The sequence below is a fragment of the Paenibacillus ottowii genome (genome assembly GCF_006874425.1).
Lineage (GTDB): Bacteria > Bacillota > Bacilli > Paenibacillales > Paenibacillaceae > Paenibacillus > Paenibacillus ottowii.
Window position 1 is genome coordinate 1 of the sequence record NZ_VIJZ01000014.1, and the last position, 20,668, is coordinate 20,668.

Sequence of the window (20,668 nt, forward strand, 5' to 3'; positions counted from 1 at the left end):
GTTCCACACGTACCCATCCCGAACACGACCGTTAAGCCCTCCAGCGCCGATGGTACTTGGACCGCAGGGTCCTGGGAGAGTAGGACGTTGCCAAGCAACAACAAGTAAAGAGGACCATGATCTTATTGAGATTATGGTCTTTTTTTTGCATATAAGTATAATTCAGAAACATCCTTACAAAAGTAAGGTAACATTTTTGTTACGGAATGTAAGAGCAAACCCTGTATAATATAGGTATTGAATCCCATACACATACGCTGCTATATTGCAGAATTATGCAAGCTCCATTATAGGATTTTGTATAGTCAATCAGGCTGGTAAGGAGGGAAGATCATGCGGCGAAATAAATGGCTTGCTCTATTGGTGCTATTGAGTGTCGCTGTCGCGATTCTTACCGGGTGCGTGGAGGAGGAGCCTTCTTGGACATCGTTTGAGGGCGCTGCTAATGAGAAGACGTTTCCGGTTCCCAAAGAAGCTAGTAAAACCGATCGGGCCAGCAGCAATTCGGACATGGACTATGTACGCTATGCACTACCAGCGTTGAAGGAAAGCGATAGTCTACCTGCTCCTTATTTGGAGGAGATTGCAGCTTGGGGCTGGACTGAGGAACCGAGTTTATCTACTTCGAACCAGAAGGTGTTCCAGAAAAATAAACACATGGTGCATTTGTCAGTGCATGATGGTTCTTTTACCGTATTAGTTCCAAAAGACAAAAAAGCTGCTGTGAAGAGTAAAAGTGTAGATCTTAATTAGGGTTAGGGTTAAGGTTAAGGTTAAGGTTAAGGTCTTCAAAGAGGTATGCAATATAAGATGTATTGTAGGGTCAGAGTTAACTCATAGCGTATTGTTTGCTATGTGTATAATGATGAATGATAAGATGGGGAAGCACTTGAAACTGCCGTTTTGCAGAAAGTGGCTTCCTTTTATATATTTGTATATCGACCGAATTATCTACATAATAATGAAGTAGAACTGTAAGTAAAACCATATTTAATCATAGAATAAAGCAATTATAGAGGATAAAATATAAGAAAAGGAGCAACCGACTTGGGTTGCTCCTTTTTATGTTTTAGGCTGAATTGATGGTTGAGGGAATATACGAGTTGAAGTCCTGATCTGTACAGATACTAAGTGGACTGACTTTTACTGTTGATAGTAGGAGGCTTCTTCATCAGTGAGCTTCAACATGCCGTCTTTTCTCTCCCCTGTAAGCCGACCCAAGACGTACAAACGCGGTGCAATGAGCCATAGGTGCCAAAAGAGTAAGGATACGGTAAAGGCTGGTGGAGACCAGAGAATGAACACGGCTGATAAGCAAATACCAATCCAGAGTGTATGTATGTGTACACGGCGAAAAATACTATAGCCTATGTACTGGTCTGTCATATAGCCTAGCCATGGCAACCTGCGATGAAACGTCCAGCGTTTGCGAAAGGCTGTCCCCTTACCTATGTATAGGACAGATCGCGAAATTACGAAGTGTACCCATAAGGTTAGTAAAAAGGCAAGAGCAAACAAAAATACACTCGTCCAGGAAAAGGCCAGAAGCAGAAAGAGAAGCATAATAACAGGCAGTGTGAGGTGACTCCATATCAGCTGACGCGGTATATTGATTTTCTTGATGAGCTTGTAGTGATAGTAGGTAGCTTTGGTTCCGGTTTCTTCTATCATGCGAACAGTCCTTTCATTAATCTGCTGCATCACAAGTGCTTCCCGTCCACAGCCGGAAAAAGGGACGGTACTTCGCTCATGCCGCTTTAATAAGCATCAATTGTTTTTTATAAATGTGTAGAACGACGTCATCTAGTGTTAGCTAATCTATTCTATAATTATGGGGAAAGCCTTCACAGATGAAGTAGCACAAGGCTTCAATGAAAGGGTATCCAGACATAAAAGCTTTTCTTATTATATCGGCATATGCGGCTGTTTTTTTAAACATACGGGGTACAAACACCATAATAGCCCAAGAGGAATATATATAGGGTGTATCGTCAAACTGGGCTATGAAAAGGTTTAAAATAGTAGAAAGTGACCCATACTAATAGTAAAAGAAACAAGGTGGGATGGATATGCATGATCAAGGTGACCACCGCTGCATCATATGCGGACAACACAAACATGAAGGCATTTTTATCGTTTCCGAGTTTATCTGTGATACGTGTGAAGCCGAAATGGTGCACACGGATGCAACTGATGCCAAATATCATTTTTTTATTGACCAACTAAAGCAAATTTGGGTACAGAAAAATGCATAATAACCTTCGCTAGCTAGTGTTTGAAGGGTTGCAATCTAAGGTCTGTCGATACGGGCCTTTTTTTCTGTGAGTAAAAGTAGGATTCCGCTTGATTTTACGATAAAATAGGGTAGATATAAAGCTTTGTTTGGAAGGATTGCAGAATGATGGGGAAAAAGGCGGTTCATGCACCATTAGTGGAAGCTCTAATACGTTACAGATCTCAGGGAAATGCTTCTTTCCATGTACCTGGTCACAAGAATGGACAAGTCTATAGGCATGAGGAATTGGCAGCTCTGTTGCAAGAGGTGATGTCTATTGATGCAACGGAGATTACCGGACTGGATGATTTGCATCACCCAGAAGACGTGATCCGTGAAGGACAGGAGCTGGCTGCGAAGTGCTTTGGTGCAGAAGAGAGCTTTTGGCTTATTGGAGGCAGTACGGTTGGCAATTTGGCTATGATTTTAACCGTATGTACGGAGCCGGGAGATGTACTACTGGTACAGAGAAATGTACACAAATCTGTTCTGAACGGTCTCATGTTATCAGGGGCCAAGGCCGTATTCTTAGAACCGGAAATAGATACACTAAGCGGGCTAGCAGTTGCTCCATCGACAGACACGATCAAGGCTGCACTTAAGGCCTATCCATTGGCTAAAGGAGTGTTACTCACGCTGCCCAACTATTATGGGATGGGGCATGATCTGACGGCTACAGCTAAAGCCTGCCATGCAGCCCATGTGCCATTAATGGTAGATGAAGCGCATGGTGCTCATTATGGGCTACATCCTCATCTGCCAGTCTCTGCTCTTTCCTGTGGGGCTGATGTAGTCGTCCAATCGACACATAAAATGCTTTCTGCTATGACTATGGGAGCTATGTTACATGTTCAAGGACCGAGAATTCATCGAGAACTGCTCCGTCAGCGGCTGGCTATGGTGCAAAGCTCCAGTCCTTCGTATCCATTAATGGCCTCGCTGGATTTGGCAAGATGGTATATCGATGCTTATGGCACGGATGCTTTTACTGAGGGCTTAGCGGCTGCAGACGCCTTTAGAAAGGGGCTGGAGCAGCTTCCACGCTTTCGCTTGCTAGAGCCTACACAGCAGGCAAATGAAGAGTGTAAAGCACGGAAAGGGATCTCAGAGGCCTTGGATAGTGCTAAGAAGAGGAGAAGCGGTTACTCAACTCAGGACCCTTTTAAAATGGTGCTGTATGATACATGGGGTGTACTAGATGGCTTTGGGTTAAAACGTGAGCTGGAGACTTACGGATGTATTCCGGAGATGAGTGACGAAAAGCATGTTGTTTTATTGTTTACATTAAGCTCTACAGCTAGGGATGCGAGTCACCTGTTGCAGGCTCTTGTGCATATAAATAATGATATAGGATTTAAGGGGACGGCTCGTGAGCCGGAGTTAGCAGGGAAAGAGCAGCAGAGACTAGAATTAGATTTTTCCACGTGGAACAATGATGAAATGAAGGCTTACTCCAGTCCAGTGCAGTTTGGGCTTCAACCGATTCATCCGGATCAGATGGAGATCGTGCCTGTGGAGGAATCGGCCGGCAGGATAGCTGCTGAAATGATTATCCCATATCCTCCAGGTATTCCGCTGCTATATGCGGGGGAAACGGTCACGCAAGCGATTGCTCTGCGGATGAACCGTCTACGTGAGCTGGGAGCTAAATGGCAAGGGGTAGCAGATGAAAGTATGCTTACAATTCGGGTATTCCGTTTACAATAAAGATTAGATGCTAGAGAATGAACAAATACAGAAGACTGGATAAAAGAAGCATACACAGCCTGTAGGTGACTTTTATTTTTCAGGCAGGAAAGCAGGGAATAACATGAATCGCAAAGGCATTTTTATTACGCTGGAGGGGGGAGACGGCTCCGGTAAGACAACCATGATCCAACGGCTAGCAAAGTTTATGGAGGAAGAGGGACATCCAGTCGTTACGACGAGGGAACCGGGCGGCATCGAAATTTCTGAAAAGATTCGTTCTATCATTCTGGACCCTGCACATACCAGTATGGATGCCAGAACAGAGGCGCTTTTATATGCGGCGGCGCGGCGCCAGCATTTGGTGGAGAAGGTGAAGCCGGCTATTGAACAAGGAGCTATCGTATTATGTGATCGTTTTGTAGACAGTAGTCTGGTCTATCAGGGGTTTGCAAGAGGGATTGGCATTGAAGAGGTAGCTTCGATTAATCGCTTTGCGGTAGATGATTGGGAGCCTGATGCCACGTTTTACCTGGATATAGAACCCGAATTAGGATTGGCAAGGATTAATGCGTCACGGGGAGAGGAAATGGATCGCCTTGATATGGAGAGCATATCATTCCATCATAAGGTGCGAGAGGCTTATCTGGAGCTGGCTCGCAAATACCCAGAACGAATTACGGTTGTGGATGCATCTCCTGCACCGGAGCAGGTAGAGCAAGTATTGAGGGATTTGCTGAAAAAGCGGTTTATTCAGAATTTTACCGTATAATTGTCGAAGGATATACGGTAAAATTGAGCTAGGGACAAGGTGTCTCTAGTATGACTTGAAGGAGGAATACAGGATGAAGCTGATTATTGCGATTGTACAGGATAAGGACAGTAATAGATTATCCAGCGGACTGGTGAAGGCTAATTTCCGTGCTACCAAATTGGCCAGTACAGGAGGATTTCTGCGTGCAGGCAATACGACATTTATGATTGGTGTTGATGACAATCAGGTAGACTCGTTGATGAATGTCATTCGCAGCAGTTGCAAGGTACGTGAACAGCTGGTCACACCCGTTACCCCTATGAGTGGGACGACGGACTCCTATCTGCCGTTACCTGTTGAAGTGCAGGTGGGTGGAGCGACCGTTTTCGTGATGCCTGTAGACCGTTTCGAGCATTTCTGAAGCTTCACAATAGAACCTATTCTGCCGATAAGATAGGGGAAATACCCATTTCTCACCATATGATGGGAATGAGGGGTAGGTCCACTAATACGGCAGCGCTACAGCGCAGCCCCCGGAAAAGCCGAAGAGCTCCTGAGTTCTCTATTGAACTGTTCGTGAAGAGGATAAATGCAAGGCGTCCGAGGAGAAAGCAGGTTTATATGAAAATAAATCCGGGCTACCGCCCTTTACACAGTACATTGTCTACAAATGAAACGAGTGCCAAGCCAATTCAGCCGAAAAGTTTCTCCGATGTTATGCAGCAAAATGGGGAACAGGCTTCGAAGGAGGAATTGAACCGGCGCTTTAAGGAAATCCAAATGCAGGGAGACCGGCTTGCTCGCTCAATGACGATTCGTGAGTTGAAGGCCTATAAGATGCTGGTCAAACGGTTTCTGGAAGATACAGTTCGGCGAGGTGTGTCTATGAAGGACACAAAGGGCTGGGATCGTCGGGGACGCAGTAAGCGTTATAAGCTGATTGATGAAGTGGATGACATATTGCTCAAAATGGCAGATGAGCTGCTCGAAACGGAGCAAGGGAAAATTGAGCTTTTACAAGGAGTCGGTGAGATTAGAGGCTTGCTGATTAATCTTTCATTTTAAAGGCAGTCTTAGGTTATAAATGAATACAGACGGGCTGTTGCCACGATGGAATAATCTGCTTGCTGATCATGCTGGCAGATTATTTTTGACTATATGCATGTGGGCAGACGTAATATGCAAACAGCAGTATAGTTATACTGAAGAATCATGATTTGAAGGTGAGATCATCGGAATAGCAACAAACTCGCCCAGGAAAACAACGATTAGCTGATGGTTCATCGTTGTTTTCAGTGGAGAAAGAGAGGGAACATGTCTTTCCAACATATATTGGGACAGGATGTAGCCAAAAAAATGCTGCAAAGTGCATTGCGGAATCACACAGTCAGCCATGCATATGTTTTTAGCGGGCCGCAGGGAAGCGGGCAGATGAACATGGCACAGACCTTTGCCAAGGCTTTATTTTGTGAGCGGCAGACGGATGATGCATGTGGAGAGTGCTTGTCATGCCGAAAGGTAGAACACGGGAATCATCCGGATTTGCACATTGTAGAGCCCGAGGGGGCAACGATTAAAATTGATCAGATTCGCGGTCTTCAACGGATATTTTCATATAAATCCGAAAGCTCCAATCCGAAGGTATATATCATTCGGCAGGCGGATACCATGACAGTGCAAGCTGCTAATAGCCTGCTTAAATTTTTGGAGGAGCCGCAGGTTCCTGTGGTCGGTATACTCATTTCTGAAAATGGACAGGCATTGCTGCCTACAATTCAATCGCGGACACAGCAGGTACCTTTCCACGCTTTACAGCCAGAAGTGATGATGCAGGCGTTAATTGGGGAAGGCTATACGGCAGGGCTTGTCCGGTCAGTGGTTCATATGGCTTCAGGACTGGAATCATGTAGAGAAATTCTCCAGCAGAATTGGTTTGCAGAAATTAGAAACGTAGTGTTACAATTAGTGAAGGAGTCCATGAGCCGGGGGAGTTCGTCGATTATTCTGGCTCAACAGAAGATTTTTAAAACTGGACTTTCTGAACACCTGGATATTCTGTTTCATCTGTTTCATTTGTGGTTCAAAGATATGCTTCATTTCCGTTACGGAAGGCACGAAAGCATTGTTTTCATAGATCATTTGGAGTCCGTCTCCAAATTGGCAATCACCCGCAGCACGGAACAATGGGTCTCTTATATGGATTTGGCCGCGAATTGCAGAAAGAAGCTCCGTTTTCACGTCAACGGACAATTATGCGTGGAGCAGCTTCTGATTGGGTTGTCCGATACAAGCGGTTCTATCACCGGCTAACAGAAAGGCGCGCTTGTTCCACTCTGCACAATCCGCGACGCCAGGTTCCCGGTTTGTGCGACAGTGAGACTTCAATTGCGGCCATTCGTACAATGTCGGCTACAAATGAGGTTTAGTGGCATACAAGGGGGTTAATTTTTGTATAGTGTAGTGGGTGTCCGTTTCAAGAAGGCGGGCAAGACTTATTATTTTGATCCGCTGGATCTTCCAGTGGAGAAAGAAAACTGCGTCATAGTAGAGACCGCACGCGGGATTGAATATGGCAAGGTTGTGGTGGGCAAAAAAGAAGTAAATGATTCAGATGTTGTCCTACCCTTAAAAAAAGTCATTCGTATTGCCGGAGATGATGACGCTCTTGTTGTAGAAGAGAATAAATTGGCGGCCAAGGATGCGTTCGGTACGTGTTTAAATAAAATTAAAGACCATAACCTTAAAATGAAGCTGGTAGATGTGGAATTTACATTTGACCGCAATAAGATCATTTTTTATTTTACGGCAGAGGGTCGGGTTGATTTTCGAGAGCTTGTAAAGGATTTGGCCAGCATTTTTCGTACACGAATTGAGCTGCGGCAGATCGGAGTACGGGATGAGGCTAAAATGCTTGGTGGAATCGGACCTTGCGGACGTATTCTGTGTTGTTCCTCATGGCTGGGAGATTTTGACCCGGTATCTATTAAGATGGCGAAGGATCAGAGCTTGTCGCTGAATCCGACGAAGATTTCCGGGTTGTGCGGAAGGTTGATGTGCTGCCTCAAATTTGAACATGATAACTACGAAAGCATGCGAGAAGAGCTACCTCAGGTAGGCAAGATGGTTATCACCTCTCTGGGAGAAGGTAAAGTCGTAGGGATCAATGCAGGCCATCGTACGGTACATGTTCAACTGTTTGAGATCAGTAAGGTCAAGGAACTTCCAATGGACGATGTAGTCGTCAAGTAAACCATTAGGTTGCTTCGGGGTGGAAACTTGGATAAATTAAATGTTTTTGCGCGTATTCACGAAATGGAAACCCAAATGGGACAGTTGCATAGCGATCTGGGTGAATTGAAACTGGCAGTAAAAGAGCTGCTGGAGGAAAATCAACGACTAACGATTGAAAACGAACAGGTGCGCAAGATGCTCAAACGTGAAGCCTCTGGAGAAGAAAAGACGGCAAGTAAGCCGAAGGCTTCTCCTACGATCGTCGTTAAGGATGAAGAGGAGACGGGTGAGGTCGTGGGCGAAGGCTACGACAATCTGGCAAGGCTGTATCATGAAGGATTTCATATATGCAACGTGTATTACGGACATTTGCGAACGGAAGGCGATTGCCTCTTCTGTCTGTCATTTTTGAATAAATAAAAACAAGCCGTAGGAGTAAGATGCCTACGGCTTTTTTGTAAGAAAGTATGAGTAAAAATGCGATTTTAGTTATAGGACAGGAGAACATTATGTACGAAAATGAAAAGAAGTCTGAACGAATTGATGATTTGCTTTCACATAATCTGCGTATTATCCAAAGTGATGAAGTGTTCAGCTTTTCGATGGATGCAGTCTTGCTGGCACGATTTGCTGGTATTCCGTATCAGCGTGGGAGGATTCTGGATCTGTGCACAGGTAACGGGGTTGTTCCCCTACTGTTGACGACACGCACCAAAGCATCTATTGAAGGAATTGAGATTCAACCACGCTTGGCAGATATGGCTAGGCGGAGTGTCAGTTTGAACGGATTAGAAGAAGCGATACAGATCCGGGAAGGAGACCTGCGCGAGCTGGTTCAAATTACGGGACATGGCGTGTATGATGCGATTACTGTGAATCCTCCCTACATGCCGCTAAATGGTAGCGATATCAAGCTGAATCCTCATCAGGCCATTGCCCGCCATGAGGTGAACTGTACACTGGAAGAAGTCATTCAGGCATGTACCCAGCTTGTCCGTAATGGAGGGAAAGTATCAATGGTTCATCGCCCACAGCGGCTAGGTGAGATTATAACCTTGATGCGCAATTATAATTTGGAGCCCAAGCGGATACGTTTTGTTCACCCACGGGTTCATATGGAAGCAAATATGGTGCTTGTTGAAGCAATGCGTGACGGCAAACCGGAGGTTCGTCTGTTACCCCCACTCATTGTATATCAGGAAGATAGGAACTATACTCAGGAAATAAGAGAAATCTATGGAGAAGTCAGCAAGGGGGATTCCGTGTGACGGCAGCTGTACAAAAAAGCTTTAGTAACCGTGAGGAGGAACGGGGGAAGTTATACCTCGTTGCCACACCCATTGGCAATCTGGACGATATGACCTTTAGGGCGATTAACACTCTAAAGTCATGCAGTATTATCGCTGCCGAGGATACACGGCAAACACGCAAACTGCTCACACATTTCGACATCACGCCGGAAATGCTCTTCAGTTACCATGAACATAATAAGGCTGCCAGTGGGCCTGAGCTGATACGTTATATAATAGAAGGAAAAAATTTGGCGCTGGTTAGCGATGCTGGCCTACCAGCCATTTCCGATCCCGGTTCGGATCTGGTCAAGCTGGCACTTGAAGCAGACATCAGCGTTATTCCTATCCCCGGGGCAAATGCGGCACTATCGGCTTTAATCGCTTCAGGCCTGGATACGGAGAGGTTTACCTTCGCTGGTTTTCCACCAAGGGAAAAAAAGGATTTGGAAAAGTTGTTGCAATCATTTCAGGTATCCCATGGCACGATTCTTTTTTATGAATCGCCTCATCGAATTGTTAAGACGTTGACGGTATTAAAGGAAACATTAGGATCACGCAAAGTGGTGCTTGCCCGTGAACTGACCAAGCTGCATGAGGAATGGGTGCGGGGAACGGTGGAGCAGTGTCTTGCAAAACTAGAGGAAAACCCGCCGATTGGTGAATACTGTCTGGTTGTTGAGGGGAAAAACGAAGCAGAAGAGGAACAGGAGCGTCAGGCATGGTGGCAAGACTTATCTTTGGAATCTCATGTCGCGCATTACGAGTCAGAGGGGCTTACCCGCAAGGATGCCATGAAGCGTACAGCCACAGACCGTTCAATTTCCAAGAGGGATGTGTACAACGCACTCCTATGAGTACGTGTCTAAACAAAAAAGGGCCTTCCAACGGTTGGGTTCAAACCGTGGAAGGCAACAAGGAGTATATATGAAAAAGGTTAGAATTAACAATCTCTGATAAGTCTATTATATACTAAAATTCTCAGTTTGTCACAGGTGTTGGGATTTCAGAAATGCAATCTTGGCAAACAATTTTCCCTTTGAAGTAAATTACGTTCTCAGCATTGCCGCAGAAGATACAAGCAGGCTCGTATTTTTTAAGCATGATGCGCTCACCATCAACGTAAATTTCCAAAGCGTCTTTCTCTCCGATTCCCAGGGTACGGCGCAATTCGATTGGAATAACTACACGTCCGAGCTCGTCAACTTTTCTTACAATACCAGTGGATTTCATCATAATAAATCAGGCTCCTCTCGCCGTTTAAAATAATATAAGTGTCATGATTCGACAAAATTTTCTCTTTTCTGATATTTACTATACCAACGATTCCCAAAACAGTCAACCTAAAAAAAGTAGTAACAGCCTAATTATGCAAAAGTATTTAGAACAAAGAGCTTTATTCATGTACCTTACCTTATTTTACGGATGATTTGCCTTATTGTCGATTTGGAAATGTCGAAAAGTGATAATTCGACAAAATACGACAAACAATGTCGAATAAGGGAGAGCGTTTAGGATTTTATTGTATTTTAATCCATTATTCCGAATATTAAAGGAGTTGATATCTTGCACCAGCCACTCAGTGAAGAAAAGGTTTTTAAGGACCCGGTACATAATTACATCCATGTTCAGGATACAGTGATATGGCGGTTAATCAATACACCGGAGTTTCAACGTTTACGGCGTATTCGCCAGTTAGGCACATCTTACCTTACGTTTCATGGAGCCGAGCACAGCCGGTTTTCACACTCATTGGGCGTATACGAGATTACCAGACGTATTATTTCTCAATTTGAACGTGGAGATTTCCCCGACTGGCCGAAGGAAGAGAGACTAGTCGCTCTGTGTGCCGCTCTGTTGCACGATGTGGGGCATGGGCCCTTTTCTCATTCGATTGAAGAAGCCTTTCATATGAACCACGAGGATTGGACATGTCGCATCGTACTGGGCGACACGAAGATCAACGCAGTGCTACGGCAAGTCGATGAGAAGCTGCCACAACAAGTGGCTGCGGTTATAGCCAAAACGTATGATAAGCCGATCGTAGTCAATCTGGTAACAAGTCCGCTGGATGCTGACCGTATGGATTATTTGTTGCGGGATGCTCATTCGACAGGTGTTAACTACGGGACGATTGATTTGGATCGTATTTTACGTCTGCTGCGTCCGCATAATGGGCGAATTGTTGTGAAGGAGTCGGGGATGCATGCAGTCGAAGATTATCTAATGTCACGCTATCAGATGTACTGGCAAATTTATTTCCATCCTGTAACACGCAGCTCGGAAATCCTGTTACGTAAAATTTTCAAGAGAGCAAAGGAATTGTTCAAAAACGGATATGAATTTGGTTTTCTGCTTGATCCGCTGCCTGATCTGTTCAAAGGAGAGCTTACCGTGGAGCAGTATTTGATGCTCGATGAGTCTTTGATTCAGACAGTGTTTAGCCAATGGAAACGAGAAAAGGACGAAATTTTAAGTGATTTGAGCAGTCGGTTTATGGACCGTAGATTGTATAAATATGTAGAGATTGAAAATATGGATACAGATACCGTTAACCATATTCGAGAGGCTTTGGAAAAGGCTGGATTGGACCCGGAGTATGATCTTGAAATTGATTTTCCGACAGATCTTCCTTATGATGTGTTTCGACAGGGCGGTTCAACGGACAATCAGATTTTGCTGCTCGGACGTCAGGGCGAGGTGCGGGAAATATCTGAAGTTTCGGAAATCGTACGTTCAATAAGTGGTATTCACCGAGGGAAATATCATATGTATTTTCCCCAGAATAAACTGAACGGGGTAAAAGACAGGCTTCCTTCCGAAATAAGTAATTATTTTGTCAAACAATAGACAAATATATAGAAATGTAAGTAAAAAGAGGAGATGAAAACCTTGGATTTATTCGACACTCATACTCACTTGGATGCACCACAATTTGACGAGGATCGTGAAGAAGTTATAGCACGTGCTGTCGAATCAGGAGTAACACGGATGATTAATATCGGATTTAATCGTGAGACCATTCCATCCACCATGAAGCTAGCTGAGACGTATGATTTTATTTATGCGGCCGTTGGATGGCATCCGCAGGATGCTATTACAATGCAGGAAGGGGACTTAGAATGGATTGCATCGTTATGCAGTCATAAAAAGGTTGTAGCGATCGGAGAGATCGGTCTGGATTATTATTGGGATACATCACCAAAGGATGTGCAGCAGCAGGTACTTCGAAATCAAATTGGCCTGGCACGTGAGCTCAACATGCCAATTGTTATCCATAATCGAGATGCACATGAAGATATTGTGAGGATTTTACGGGAGGAAAAGGCGAGCGAGATTGGCGGGGTTATGCACTCCTTTTCAGGGAGCTGGGAGACAGCCAAAATGGTGCTGGATATGGGTTTCCACCTTTCATTCGGCGGGCCTATAACGTTCAAAAATGCCAAGCAGCCAAAAGAGGTGCTGGCCCAGGTTCCGCTGGACCGTCTGCTTATTGAAACGGACTCACCTTACCTGACACCCCATCCGTTTCGCGGGAAACGAAATGAGTCAGCACATGTGAGACTGGTGGCAGAGGCAGCCGCCCAAATTAAGGGAATTACGGTGGAGGAATTGGTATCCATTACTACCCAAAATGCCTTGGAACGATTTGACATTAAGTGAAAAAGCGAAGAAAACAATCAAAATAAAGAGTTAGACGGAGCTAATTATGATTTTGTTGCAGTAAACTCAGGAATATTACAAACTTTTAACCGAATTTTTTAAAAAATGTACTTGAAACCTGCTTTACAACATGCATGCAAACAGGATATCATCTTTTCAGTGAATTGTTGTTGAGTGTAAACATCAACAAATCATTTCATGAACCAGTCTCGCTGAGTCCCTTTTACAGGGAACGGGGGAACCGATATGGCTTACAGTACGTCCGGCGTATGTGCAGGAGAGAATGTCTCTTCAGCAGCCGGCTCGACCGAAATTCAAATCCTGGATGGGATTGAACAGGTAGAGAAGCCGTATTTCGATTTCTTTCTGGGTCTTCGGGGTGAATGTGAAGGCGACCGCCATGAGCGGTTGACCTAAGCTAGGGCGACTCTCTACGTCCGAACCCGACAGCTAACCCCGTAAGCGTAACAAGAGAGAAGCCAACTCGTGCATGAGTTTTCCCGCATATTCACACATGTCGGAAGCCACGAAAGAGCTCTCTAGTCTCTTTCTTTGGCTTTTTTTGTTGTGAATAAAAGAAAATCTGTCATCATACTGTGGTTAAACAGGGGAGGACAGCATGCCGCGAAGACGGGTACATGGTGCAGGACAGTCGCAGTACGGGCTTGTCTTGTAGAAAATCTGTTATAGTCACGTCAACGATCAACTATGTCTTACTCCAGACGGCGGGCTATGTAAGGAGGACGGAGGAAATGGGCATTTTCCGAAAAGGGGAGACCACCCATGAGTCACGCTCATCCAGCATGTCTTACGTATTGCGTTGGAAGCAAGAGAATGTGCGCCAGGCGGTTTTGGTTGCTATTTTTCTAATCGCACTAACGATTATGATTTCAATTCTGATGTACACGCAATCTAAAAAACAAGTCTTTTTTGTCATCGATGGTAAGGCATCTGCGGTAGAAACCCGGGAATCCAAGCTCCAAGATTTGCTCAATGAGCATTCTATTTCACTTCAGCCGCATGATACAATATCCATGCCGCTTAACGGAGCAGTACAGGATGGGGACCGCGTAGTTATTAAACGTGCCAATCAGGTTAAAGTGTCCTCAGGCAATGAGACGAAAAAGCTGTACACAACAGAAAATACAGTAGAGGGTGCGATTCGCACATCGGGCTATAAATTATCATCAATCGATAAAGTTTACCCTGCATTGGATGCCTCTGTTTCGGCTAACATGGACATAAAAATCGTCCGTGTGAAGAAACAGCAGGTTGCACAGAAAAAACAGGTGCCTTATCAGGTCATCAAAACGGCCGATCCAAGTCTCTATAAAGGCGATAATCGAGTCATTCAAAGTGGCAAATCGGGTGTGGTAGTTCAGCATGTTCAAAAGGTATACCATGATGGAAAGCTGGTATCCAAACAGCTGATCAACAAGGAAGTCACACAGAATCGCGTGGATAAGGTAATCGCAGTAGGAACGAAGAAAAAACCGGTCGTTCTGGCTGCTTCCGTTGGCCCTAGAGATGCGGTTAAGGCGACAACGGTTAGTTCGGGCAATGCTGTCCGTAAATCAGGTATTAATTTTAAATATAGCAAGGTTTTACAGAACGTCTCCATGACGGCGTACTCCTCACAGGAGTCAGGTATCGGTACACGTACGGCCTCCGGCACGCGTGTCACGGAAGGACGTACCATCGCTGTCGATCCGAGTGTAATTCCAATCGGCTGGTGGGTGTATATTGAAGGGGTGGGCTTCCGCCGTGCGGAGGATACCGGTGGCGCCATTAAAGGCCACAAAATCGATGTGTATTATGAGAGTTTGAGCCGGGCTAACCAATTTGGTCGCAAGCACGGTAAAACCGTATATGTGATCGGACCTGTAAAGCCAGAAATCAACTAAAACAGGTTGTGTATGTTGAGGGCAATGCGATAGTATTAACAACATAGTTATGCCATGCTAAGAAGAGGATATCCTCTTCTTATTTTGTTTTCAAAAGCAGGGAAAGATAAATATATGTTGCTGTGTAGCAGTGGAGGTAAATGAAGATGATCAAGGAAGTGATCGTGGTAGAAGGCCGGGATGACACGGTAGCCATTCGCCGTGCTGTCGAGGCAGATACGATAGAAACTGGCGGTTCAGCTATTAATAAAATGACGCTGCGCAAAATTGCATTGGCGCAGGAACGGCGGGGGGTCATTATTTTAACTGACCCTGATCATGCAGGGGAGCGTATCCGTAAAATCATTGCCTCCAAGGTCCCGGGCTGCAAGCAGGCTTTTATACCTGAGGCAGAGGCGACACGCAAAGGGGATATTGGCGTGGAGAATGCCTCGCCAGAAGCCATCAGACATGCCCTCGCGCGGGTACATACGACAGTAGAGGATGCCGAACCACTGATTGAATGGGCAGACTTGATTGACGCTGGACTTATCACTCACCCAAATGCTGCTGCACGCCGAATGGCCTTGGGGAATATACTGGGTATTGGCTATTGTAACGGAAAGCAGCTACATAAACGGCTCTCTGTGTTTCAGATCAGCCGTGAGGAATTTGCCAGTGCGCTGGCACAAATTGAAAGTGAAGGATTGTGATATCCGTATGACAGGGATTCAAGATATAGCAACACCGCGGCGTACGAAGGAAATTATTCAAAGGCACGGTTTTTCGTTCAAAAAAAGCTTGGGACAAAACTTCCTGATTGATCAAAATATTCTGAGCAAGATTGTAAATGCTGCCGGATTGGATGATACAAAAGGCGCCCTTGAAATCGGTCCAGGGATTGGAGCTTTGACCGAGAAATTGGCGCAATCTGCTAAGGTGGTTACTGCTGTCGAGATTGATCAGCGACTGCTGCCCATTCTTGAAGAGGTGCTAGCCCCTTACGAGCATGTAAAGGTTCGTCACGGAGACGTGTTGAAGCTGGATCTGCGTGAGGTGTTTGCAGCCGATTTTGCAGACGTGAGTAAAGTGAGTGTCGTGGCTAATCTTCCGTATTACGTCACCACACCGATTCTGATGCGGTTGCTAGAGGACAAGCTTCCTCTGGAGAATATCGTCGTTATGATTCAAAAGGAGGTAGCTGAGCGTATGGCTGCGTCTCCTGGTACAAAGGATTACGGAAGCTTGAGCATAGCCGTGCAATATTACAGCGAGCCTGAGTTAGTCTGCACGGTGCCGAATACCGTATTTATTCCTCAGCCGAACGTTGAATCGGCAGTTATTCGGTTACGTGTACGAGAAGTTCCTCCGGTAGAAGTGGTCGACGAGAAGCATTTCTTTGAAGTGGTTCATGCCGCGTTTGCCCAGCGTCGTAAAACGATTTCCAATAATTTAAAAAGCCGCTTCTTCACCAAAGAGAACAGAGACACGCTGGAGCCGCTTTTGCAACAAGCTGGTATTGAACCTTCCCGACGAGGCGAAACGCTGAGTATCGAGGAATTTGCGCGTCTCAGCGCCGTGCTGTTGGAAGCCGGAATATCCTAAACTGGAACCAAACTGTGCATTCACCCATACGATATAGGAGGGGTGATACAGTGTGATGAGTTTAGGAGACTTGGTCGTTCGGAAATCGTACGGCGGTGATGTCACGTTTCGCGTTGAAGACATCCAGCGGGATAAAGCGATCATTAAGGGGACGGAATTTCGGCTACTGGCTGATTCCCCGGTGAACGATCTGGTCAGAGTGCCCGCAGACCAGATTAGCGGTAAGACTCAACAGGCCCACATCAAGGCTGGGGAGTCTCTTAATCTTTTGCAACGGGCACGCCAGCAGCAAGCTGCCCGTAGTCAGGCGGCTCTGATTGGAGAGTGGAGTGATCCAGTGGAGTCAACGTATTTTGAAATGCCGGGTAAGGTTCTTCATCTGGATGGAGATCCCGGCTATTTAAGAAAATGTCTCAGCTTATATGAACAGCTCCGTGTTCCCGCAGAGGGACATCACGTTCACGAATCGGCAATGGCGGATACGTTATACCGACTGCTTCCCCGCATTCGTCCTGATATTGTAGTCATCACCGGACATGATGGTGTGTTGAAGCAACCACAGCCTTACGATTTGTATAGCTTGAAAAGCTATAAAAATTCGCAAAATTTTGTGGCAGCGATTCAGGTAGCCAGACAATATGAACGTCATCTGGATTCACTGACAATTGTAGCAGGGGCGTGCCAGTCCCATTTTGAAGCGCTGCTACGTGCAGGAGCCAACTTTGCCAGCTCACCGGGGCGTATCCTGATTCACGCTCTAGACCCCGTTTACGTGGCTGCCAAGGCCGCTTTTACATCGATCCGTGAAACGGTCAATATGGGAGACTTGTTTCACCAGACTATCAGTGGCAGCCGCGGAGTGGGTGGAATCGAAACAAGGGGAAGCTACCGCATCGGTTTGCCAAAGCTTGAAAATTTATCAACGCTAAAAGTAACGCCTTCAGCAATCTGAGATTCAAATGTGCCTGTGTGGATTTATCTGAACGAAAGCCTCTTTTTAGAGGCTTTTTGTCATTTTTTATGTATATTATCCCTGTTCGCAAAAAATTAAATTGACAACTTATTTTTCGTGTTGTTATAATATTTAGCTTGATTTGACAATCTCTCTAAAATTCGTTATAATGGACAAGGAAAGAGGTGGTCGTTAGGCAATGGCTAAAAATACGCTGTTGGAAATCAAACGCAGTCTCGACGCACATGTAGGGCAAAAAATTTTGCTGCGGGCTAACGGCGGGCGCCGTAAGACCGTCGAACGAACTGGTGTCTTGGAAGAAACGTACCCTTCTGTTTTTATTGTCAAGCTGGATCAGGAGCAACAGACGTTTAAACGTGTCTCCTATAGTTATGCTGACATTCTTACCGAGTCGGTAGAAGTTAGTGTATATGATCCCGACTCGCATACAAGCGTAGTCGAATACTTTGAAGCACCTTAATTTACGTGATTTATACCAGCTTTGCAGGTTTAACGGCGACCTCGTCATTCTTAATGGCGGGGTCGTTTTGTATATACAAAGCAGCATGAAGCATGACATCTCTGCACATACTAAGGCGGGAATGATCTTCCTTATTCCATTGCCGAAGGAGGCGTAGCATGAGCCGAAGAAGACGGAGTATCATGTCGGAAGAGCTAAAGTACGAACTGGCCAAGGATCTTGGGTTTTACGACACGGTCAAGGAAGAGGGCTGGGGAGGCATCAAAGCCAAGGATGCAGGTAATATGGTCAAGCGGGCCATTCAACTCGCAGAGCAGGCGGCTTCTCGCAAATCGTAGCCATCGGTGGTGCTGATAAAAAGCGGGGATATCCGGGGTCAAACCAGGGCATCTCCGCTTTTTTGAACCTCATGACTTGACAGGCTGAGTCTGATATAATATGTTAAGCTGTCTTGAGGGAAAAGTTGAAGGTGGGTGAACGCCTTGAAAATATATGAAAAAGCACCGGCGAAAATTAATTTAATGCTTGATGTTCTACGTAAGCGAGACGATGGTTATCACGAGGTTGAGATGATCATGACGATGGTCGATCTATCGGACCGATTGACGATGTCCGAGTTACCGCGTGATACGATTATTATTTCAAGTCAAGCTGGGTACATACCGTTGGATGAAAAGAACTTGGCTTTTCAGGCTGCGCGTCTGATCAAAGAACGTTATAACGTGTCTACAGGCGTCCATATTCATCTGGATAAGCATATTCCGGTGGCGGCAGGGTTAGCAGGCGGAAGCAGTGATGCTGCCGCAGCATTGCGTGGATTGAACAAGCTGTGGAAACTTGGTATCTCGGATGCGGAATTACGGGTGCTGGGTGCTGAACTGGGTTCAGATGTACCTTTCTGTATTACAGGAGGTACGGCTTTAGCGAGCGGACGCGGAGAGCTGCTCCAGCCGCTGCCAAATCCACCACAATGCTGGGTGATCCTTGCCAAGCCGCCGATCAATGTATCGACTGCTGAAGTGTATGGTCGTGTCAAAGCGGATCAGATTACACACCACCCGTCTGCCCGGCAGATGGAGCAGGCGATTCGTAACGCTTCTTTTACCGATGTATGCAACGCTCTGGGGAATGTACTGGAGGATGTGACATTAAAGCTGTATCCGGAAGTGGAGCATCTTAAAAACTCCATGATCCGTTTGGGTGCGGATGGCGTGCTGATGTCAGGCAGTGGACCTACAGTATTCGGACTGGTGTCTAAGGAAGCCAAAGTGCCACGCATCTATAACGGACTAAGAGGTTTTTGCAAAGATGTATACGCAGTACGACTTTTGACCTGATTTTAATTATTTTTTTCATATTATAGTGGCAATTGTTGTACAAATACGTACGAAGATGATATATTTACTATTAAATATTCGGATTTTACTATATCACTTACATTCCGCCAGCAACCGGCCAGTCCGCCGGTGCTTTATTGTACGAAGCGGGCGGCAGGAAAATAGATCGCGAGGAATTGTTGTGAAAAAACTTAAAAGAAGCTCACGGTTGGTGGAAATGACGCAGTTTTTATTGTCACGGCCGCATACATTGGTGCCTCTTACTCATTTTGCAGATCGATATGGGGCAGCTAAGTCGTCTATAAGTGAGGATCTAGCTATTATCAAAGAAGTATTTGAGGATGAGGGTACTGGCGAGCTTCTGACACTGGCGGGAGCAGCAGGGGGCGTCAAGCTGATTCCAAGGCTCTCCAAGCAGCATGCGCTCGCGTTTGCGAATGACTTGTGCGCGCAACTGGAGCAGCCTGATCGCATATTGCCAGGAGGTTACTTGTATCTGTCCGATTTGCTGGGCCAACCAGCGATGATGAACGAAGCGGGTAAAATATTTGCGACTGCTTTTGCCGATCGTCAGATTGATGTAGTTATGACCGTGGAGACCAAGGGCATTCCGCTTGCATATGCAACCGGAGCACAGCTCAATTTGCCAGTCGTGCTTGTACGTCGTGACCATCAGGTGACAGAAGGCTCAGCTGTAAGTATTAATTATGTTTCTGGATCACAAAAGAGCCTGCATACCATGTCTTTATCCAGACGTGCGATGCGTGAGAAATCACGTGTGCTCATTGTAGATGACTTTATGAAGGCCGGCGGCACGATACAAGGAATGGTCGATTTGTTAGCTGAGTTTGATGCTGAGGTAGCGGGTGTCGGTGTACTGGTAGAGTCGGGTGAGGTGGAGAACGAAGAGCGCCTGCTGCACGATTATATTTCACTGGCAAACCTGACCGCAGTCGATTCTCGAAGCAAGCAAATTACAGTCAAGCTAGGGAATTATTTTGATGAGTTAACAGAGCAGTAAATTGTCACAATTCATCATAAAATACCTAAATATGTCGAAAAGAAATCTTTTCAAAAAAATTACCTGAATTTAGGATACCAATTGTCCGAAAAAAGAAGGAATTCGAAATGCTGTGTGGAATGTATACACCAAGTCCTATTTGGAAAAAGGTGGTGAAACACACATGCAGATTACGGATGTTAGACTCCGCCGAGTGAACTCAGAAGGCAGAATGAAGGCGATTGCATCCATTACAATTGATAACGAGTTTGTTGTTCATGACATCCGAGTTATCGACGGTAATAACGGGATGTTCGTAGCTATGCCAAGCAAACGGACCCCTGACGGAGAGTTTCGCGATATCGCTCACCCGATATCCTCTGGAACTCGTGAAAAGATTCAAGCCGCTGTATTGACTGAGTACGAACGTGCAGCTGTGGATGAGGAAGTTGCTATTGAAGAAGGCGCTTAATTCGCCTAAATCAGGATTGGGGTACAAAAGAAAAAGAGAG

At 45.6% G+C, this 20,668-nt stretch carries 24 protein-coding genes, 1 rRNA gene and 1 riboswitch; of the genes, 23 read left to right on the forward strand and 2 right to left on the reverse strand.

The features are described from left to right. Together rrf and FKV70_RS23350 are read left to right on the forward strand one after the other, a co-directional pair. Nucleotides 1–96: ribosomal RNA gene (gene rrf, locus FKV70_RS23345) — 5S ribosomal RNA — on the forward strand; the annotation flags it as partial. Between the two features lie 237 nt (nt 97–333). Then, entirely contained in the window at nt 334–753 is a 420-nt protein-coding gene (locus FKV70_RS23350; RefSeq protein ID WP_064795727.1) for a hypothetical protein, read from the forward strand. A gap of 390 nt (nt 754–1,143) precedes the next feature. Here the strand turns inward: FKV70_RS23350 and FKV70_RS23355 are convergent, their stop codons facing one another. Beyond that, nucleotides 1,144–1,671: a hypothetical protein gene (locus FKV70_RS23355; protein WP_142614751.1), complete on the reverse strand. Its 528-nt coding sequence runs from the start codon at nt 1,669–1,671 to the stop codon at nt 1,144–1,146. A 398-nt stretch (nt 1,672–2,069) separates the two neighbouring features. Here FKV70_RS23355 and FKV70_RS23360 point away from each other — a divergent pair, with 398 nt between their 5' ends. From FKV70_RS23360 to rsmI, 10 genes are all read left to right on the forward strand, one after another. After that, nucleotides 2,070–2,255, forward strand: coding sequence for a sigma factor G inhibitor Gin (locus tag FKV70_RS23360; protein ID WP_013368656.1), 186 nt, complete (start codon nt 2,070–2,072; stop codon nt 2,253–2,255). Between the two features lie 143 nt (nt 2,256–2,398). Next, a complete protein-coding gene (locus FKV70_RS23365; RefSeq protein ID WP_142614724.1) occupies nt 2,399–3,982 on the forward strand; it encodes an aminotransferase class I/II-fold pyridoxal phosphate-dependent enzyme in 1,584 nt (527 codons plus the stop codon). A 103-nt stretch (nt 3,983–4,085) separates the two neighbouring features. Continuing rightward, nucleotides 4,086–4,733, forward strand: coding sequence for a dTMP kinase (gene tmk, locus FKV70_RS23370; RefSeq protein ID WP_063208312.1), 648 nt, complete (start codon nt 4,086–4,088; stop codon nt 4,731–4,733). Nucleotides 4,734–4,806: 73 nt separating this feature from the next. Further along, nucleotides 4,807–5,136 (forward strand): cyclic-di-AMP receptor, encoded by a 330-nt coding sequence (locus FKV70_RS23375; protein ID WP_007427998.1) that lies wholly within the window; start codon nt 4,807–4,809, stop codon nt 5,134–5,136. Between the two features lie 200 nt (nt 5,137–5,336). Next, complete coding sequence (locus tag FKV70_RS23380; protein WP_063208314.1) at nt 5,337–5,780, forward strand: YaaR family protein; 444 nt, start codon at nt 5,337–5,339, stop codon at nt 5,778–5,780. Nucleotides 5,781–6,029: 249 nt separating this feature from the next. Next, nucleotides 6,030–7,025, forward strand: coding sequence for a DNA polymerase III subunit delta' (gene holB / locus FKV70_RS23385; protein WP_142614725.1), 996 nt, complete (start codon nt 6,030–6,032; stop codon nt 7,023–7,025). Nucleotides 7,026–7,163: 138 nt separating this feature from the next. Continuing rightward, nucleotides 7,164–7,964, forward strand: a complete 801-nt coding sequence (locus FKV70_RS23390; RefSeq protein WP_063208318.1) for a PSP1 domain-containing protein — start codon at nt 7,164–7,166, stop codon at nt 7,962–7,964. Between the two features lie 27 nt (nt 7,965–7,991). Continuing rightward, nucleotides 7,992–8,366, forward strand: coding sequence for a DNA replication initiation control protein YabA (gene yabA / locus FKV70_RS23395; RefSeq protein ID WP_142614726.1), 375 nt, complete (start codon nt 7,992–7,994; stop codon nt 8,364–8,366). Between the two features lie 89 nt (nt 8,367–8,455). Continuing rightward, on the forward strand, nt 8,456–9,214 hold the full coding sequence (locus tag FKV70_RS23400) for a tRNA1(Val) (adenine(37)-N6)-methyltransferase (RefSeq protein WP_064795723.1): 759 nt from the start codon (nt 8,456–8,458) through the stop codon (nt 9,212–9,214). Beyond that, nucleotides 9,211–10,092, forward strand: coding sequence for a 16S rRNA (cytidine(1402)-2'-O)-methyltransferase (rsmI, locus tag FKV70_RS23405; RefSeq protein ID WP_063208323.1), 882 nt, complete (start codon nt 9,211–9,213; stop codon nt 10,090–10,092). Before FKV70_RS23400 ends, rsmI begins: the two co-directional genes overlap by 4 nt. Nucleotides 10,093–10,216: 124 nt before the next feature. On the opposite strand, the gene FKV70_RS23410 is transcribed toward rsmI, so the two are convergent. Further along, entirely contained in the window at nt 10,217–10,471 is a 255-nt protein-coding gene (locus tag FKV70_RS23410) for an AbrB/MazE/SpoVT family DNA-binding domain-containing protein (RefSeq protein ID WP_007428005.1), read from the reverse strand. 330 nt (nt 10,472–10,801) lie between these two features. Between FKV70_RS23410 and FKV70_RS23415 the strand changes: the two genes are divergently transcribed. From FKV70_RS23415 to spoVG, 11 genes are all read left to right on the forward strand, one after another. Next, on the forward strand, nt 10,802–12,085 hold the full coding sequence (locus tag FKV70_RS23415) for an HD domain-containing protein (RefSeq protein WP_142614727.1): 1,284 nt from the start codon (nt 10,802–10,804) through the stop codon (nt 12,083–12,085). 42 nt (nt 12,086–12,127) lie between these two features. Beyond that, a complete protein-coding gene (locus tag FKV70_RS23420) occupies nt 12,128–12,898 on the forward strand; it encodes a TatD family hydrolase (RefSeq protein ID WP_081276728.1) in 771 nt (256 codons plus the stop codon). Between the two features lie 200 nt (nt 12,899–13,098). Then, a riboswitch (cyclic di-AMP (ydaO/yuaA leader) is annotated at nt 13,099–13,379 on the forward strand. Between the two features lie 271 nt (nt 13,380–13,650). Beyond that, on the forward strand, nt 13,651–14,802 hold the full coding sequence (locus FKV70_RS23425) for a 3D domain-containing protein (protein ID WP_142614728.1): 1,152 nt from the start codon (nt 13,651–13,653) through the stop codon (nt 14,800–14,802). 146 nt (nt 14,803–14,948) lie between these two features. Then, nucleotides 14,949–15,494, forward strand: coding sequence for a ribonuclease M5 (gene rnmV, locus FKV70_RS23430; RefSeq protein ID WP_063208331.1), 546 nt, complete (start codon nt 14,949–14,951; stop codon nt 15,492–15,494). 7 nt (nt 15,495–15,501) lie between these two features. Beyond that, nucleotides 15,502–16,386 (forward strand): 16S rRNA (adenine(1518)-N(6)/adenine(1519)-N(6))-dimethyltransferase RsmA, encoded by an 885-nt coding sequence (rsmA, locus tag FKV70_RS23435; RefSeq protein ID WP_063208333.1) that lies wholly within the window; start codon nt 15,502–15,504, stop codon nt 16,384–16,386. A gap of 55 nt (nt 16,387–16,441) precedes the next feature. Continuing rightward, entirely contained in the window at nt 16,442–17,338 is an 897-nt protein-coding gene (yabG, locus tag FKV70_RS23440) for a sporulation peptidase YabG (protein WP_063208429.1), read from the forward strand. Between the two features lie 199 nt (nt 17,339–17,537). Further along, nucleotides 17,538–17,819 carry a biofilm formation stimulator Veg gene (gene veg, locus FKV70_RS23445; RefSeq protein WP_063208335.1) on the forward strand — a complete coding sequence of 94 codons (282 nt, stop codon included), beginning with the start codon at nt 17,538–17,540 and terminating at the stop codon, nt 17,817–17,819. 158 nt (nt 17,820–17,977) lie between these two features. Then, nucleotides 17,978–18,157: a small, acid-soluble spore protein, alpha/beta type gene (locus tag FKV70_RS23450; protein WP_063208337.1), complete on the forward strand. Its 180-nt coding sequence runs from the start codon at nt 17,978–17,980 to the stop codon at nt 18,155–18,157. 144 nt (nt 18,158–18,301) lie between these two features. After that, nucleotides 18,302–19,156: a 4-(cytidine 5'-diphospho)-2-C-methyl-D-erythritol kinase gene (gene ispE, locus FKV70_RS23455; RefSeq protein WP_063208339.1), complete on the forward strand. Its 855-nt coding sequence runs from the start codon at nt 18,302–18,304 to the stop codon at nt 19,154–19,156. Between the two features lie 181 nt (nt 19,157–19,337). Next, a complete protein-coding gene (purR, locus tag FKV70_RS23460; protein WP_063208341.1) occupies nt 19,338–20,177 on the forward strand; it encodes a pur operon repressor in 840 nt (279 codons plus the stop codon). A gap of 163 nt (nt 20,178–20,340) precedes the next feature. Beyond that, on the forward strand, nt 20,341–20,628 hold the full coding sequence (gene spoVG / locus FKV70_RS23465; protein ID WP_007428016.1) for a septation regulator SpoVG: 288 nt from the start codon (nt 20,341–20,343) through the stop codon (nt 20,626–20,628). Nucleotides 20,629–20,668: the final 40 nt, after the last annotated feature.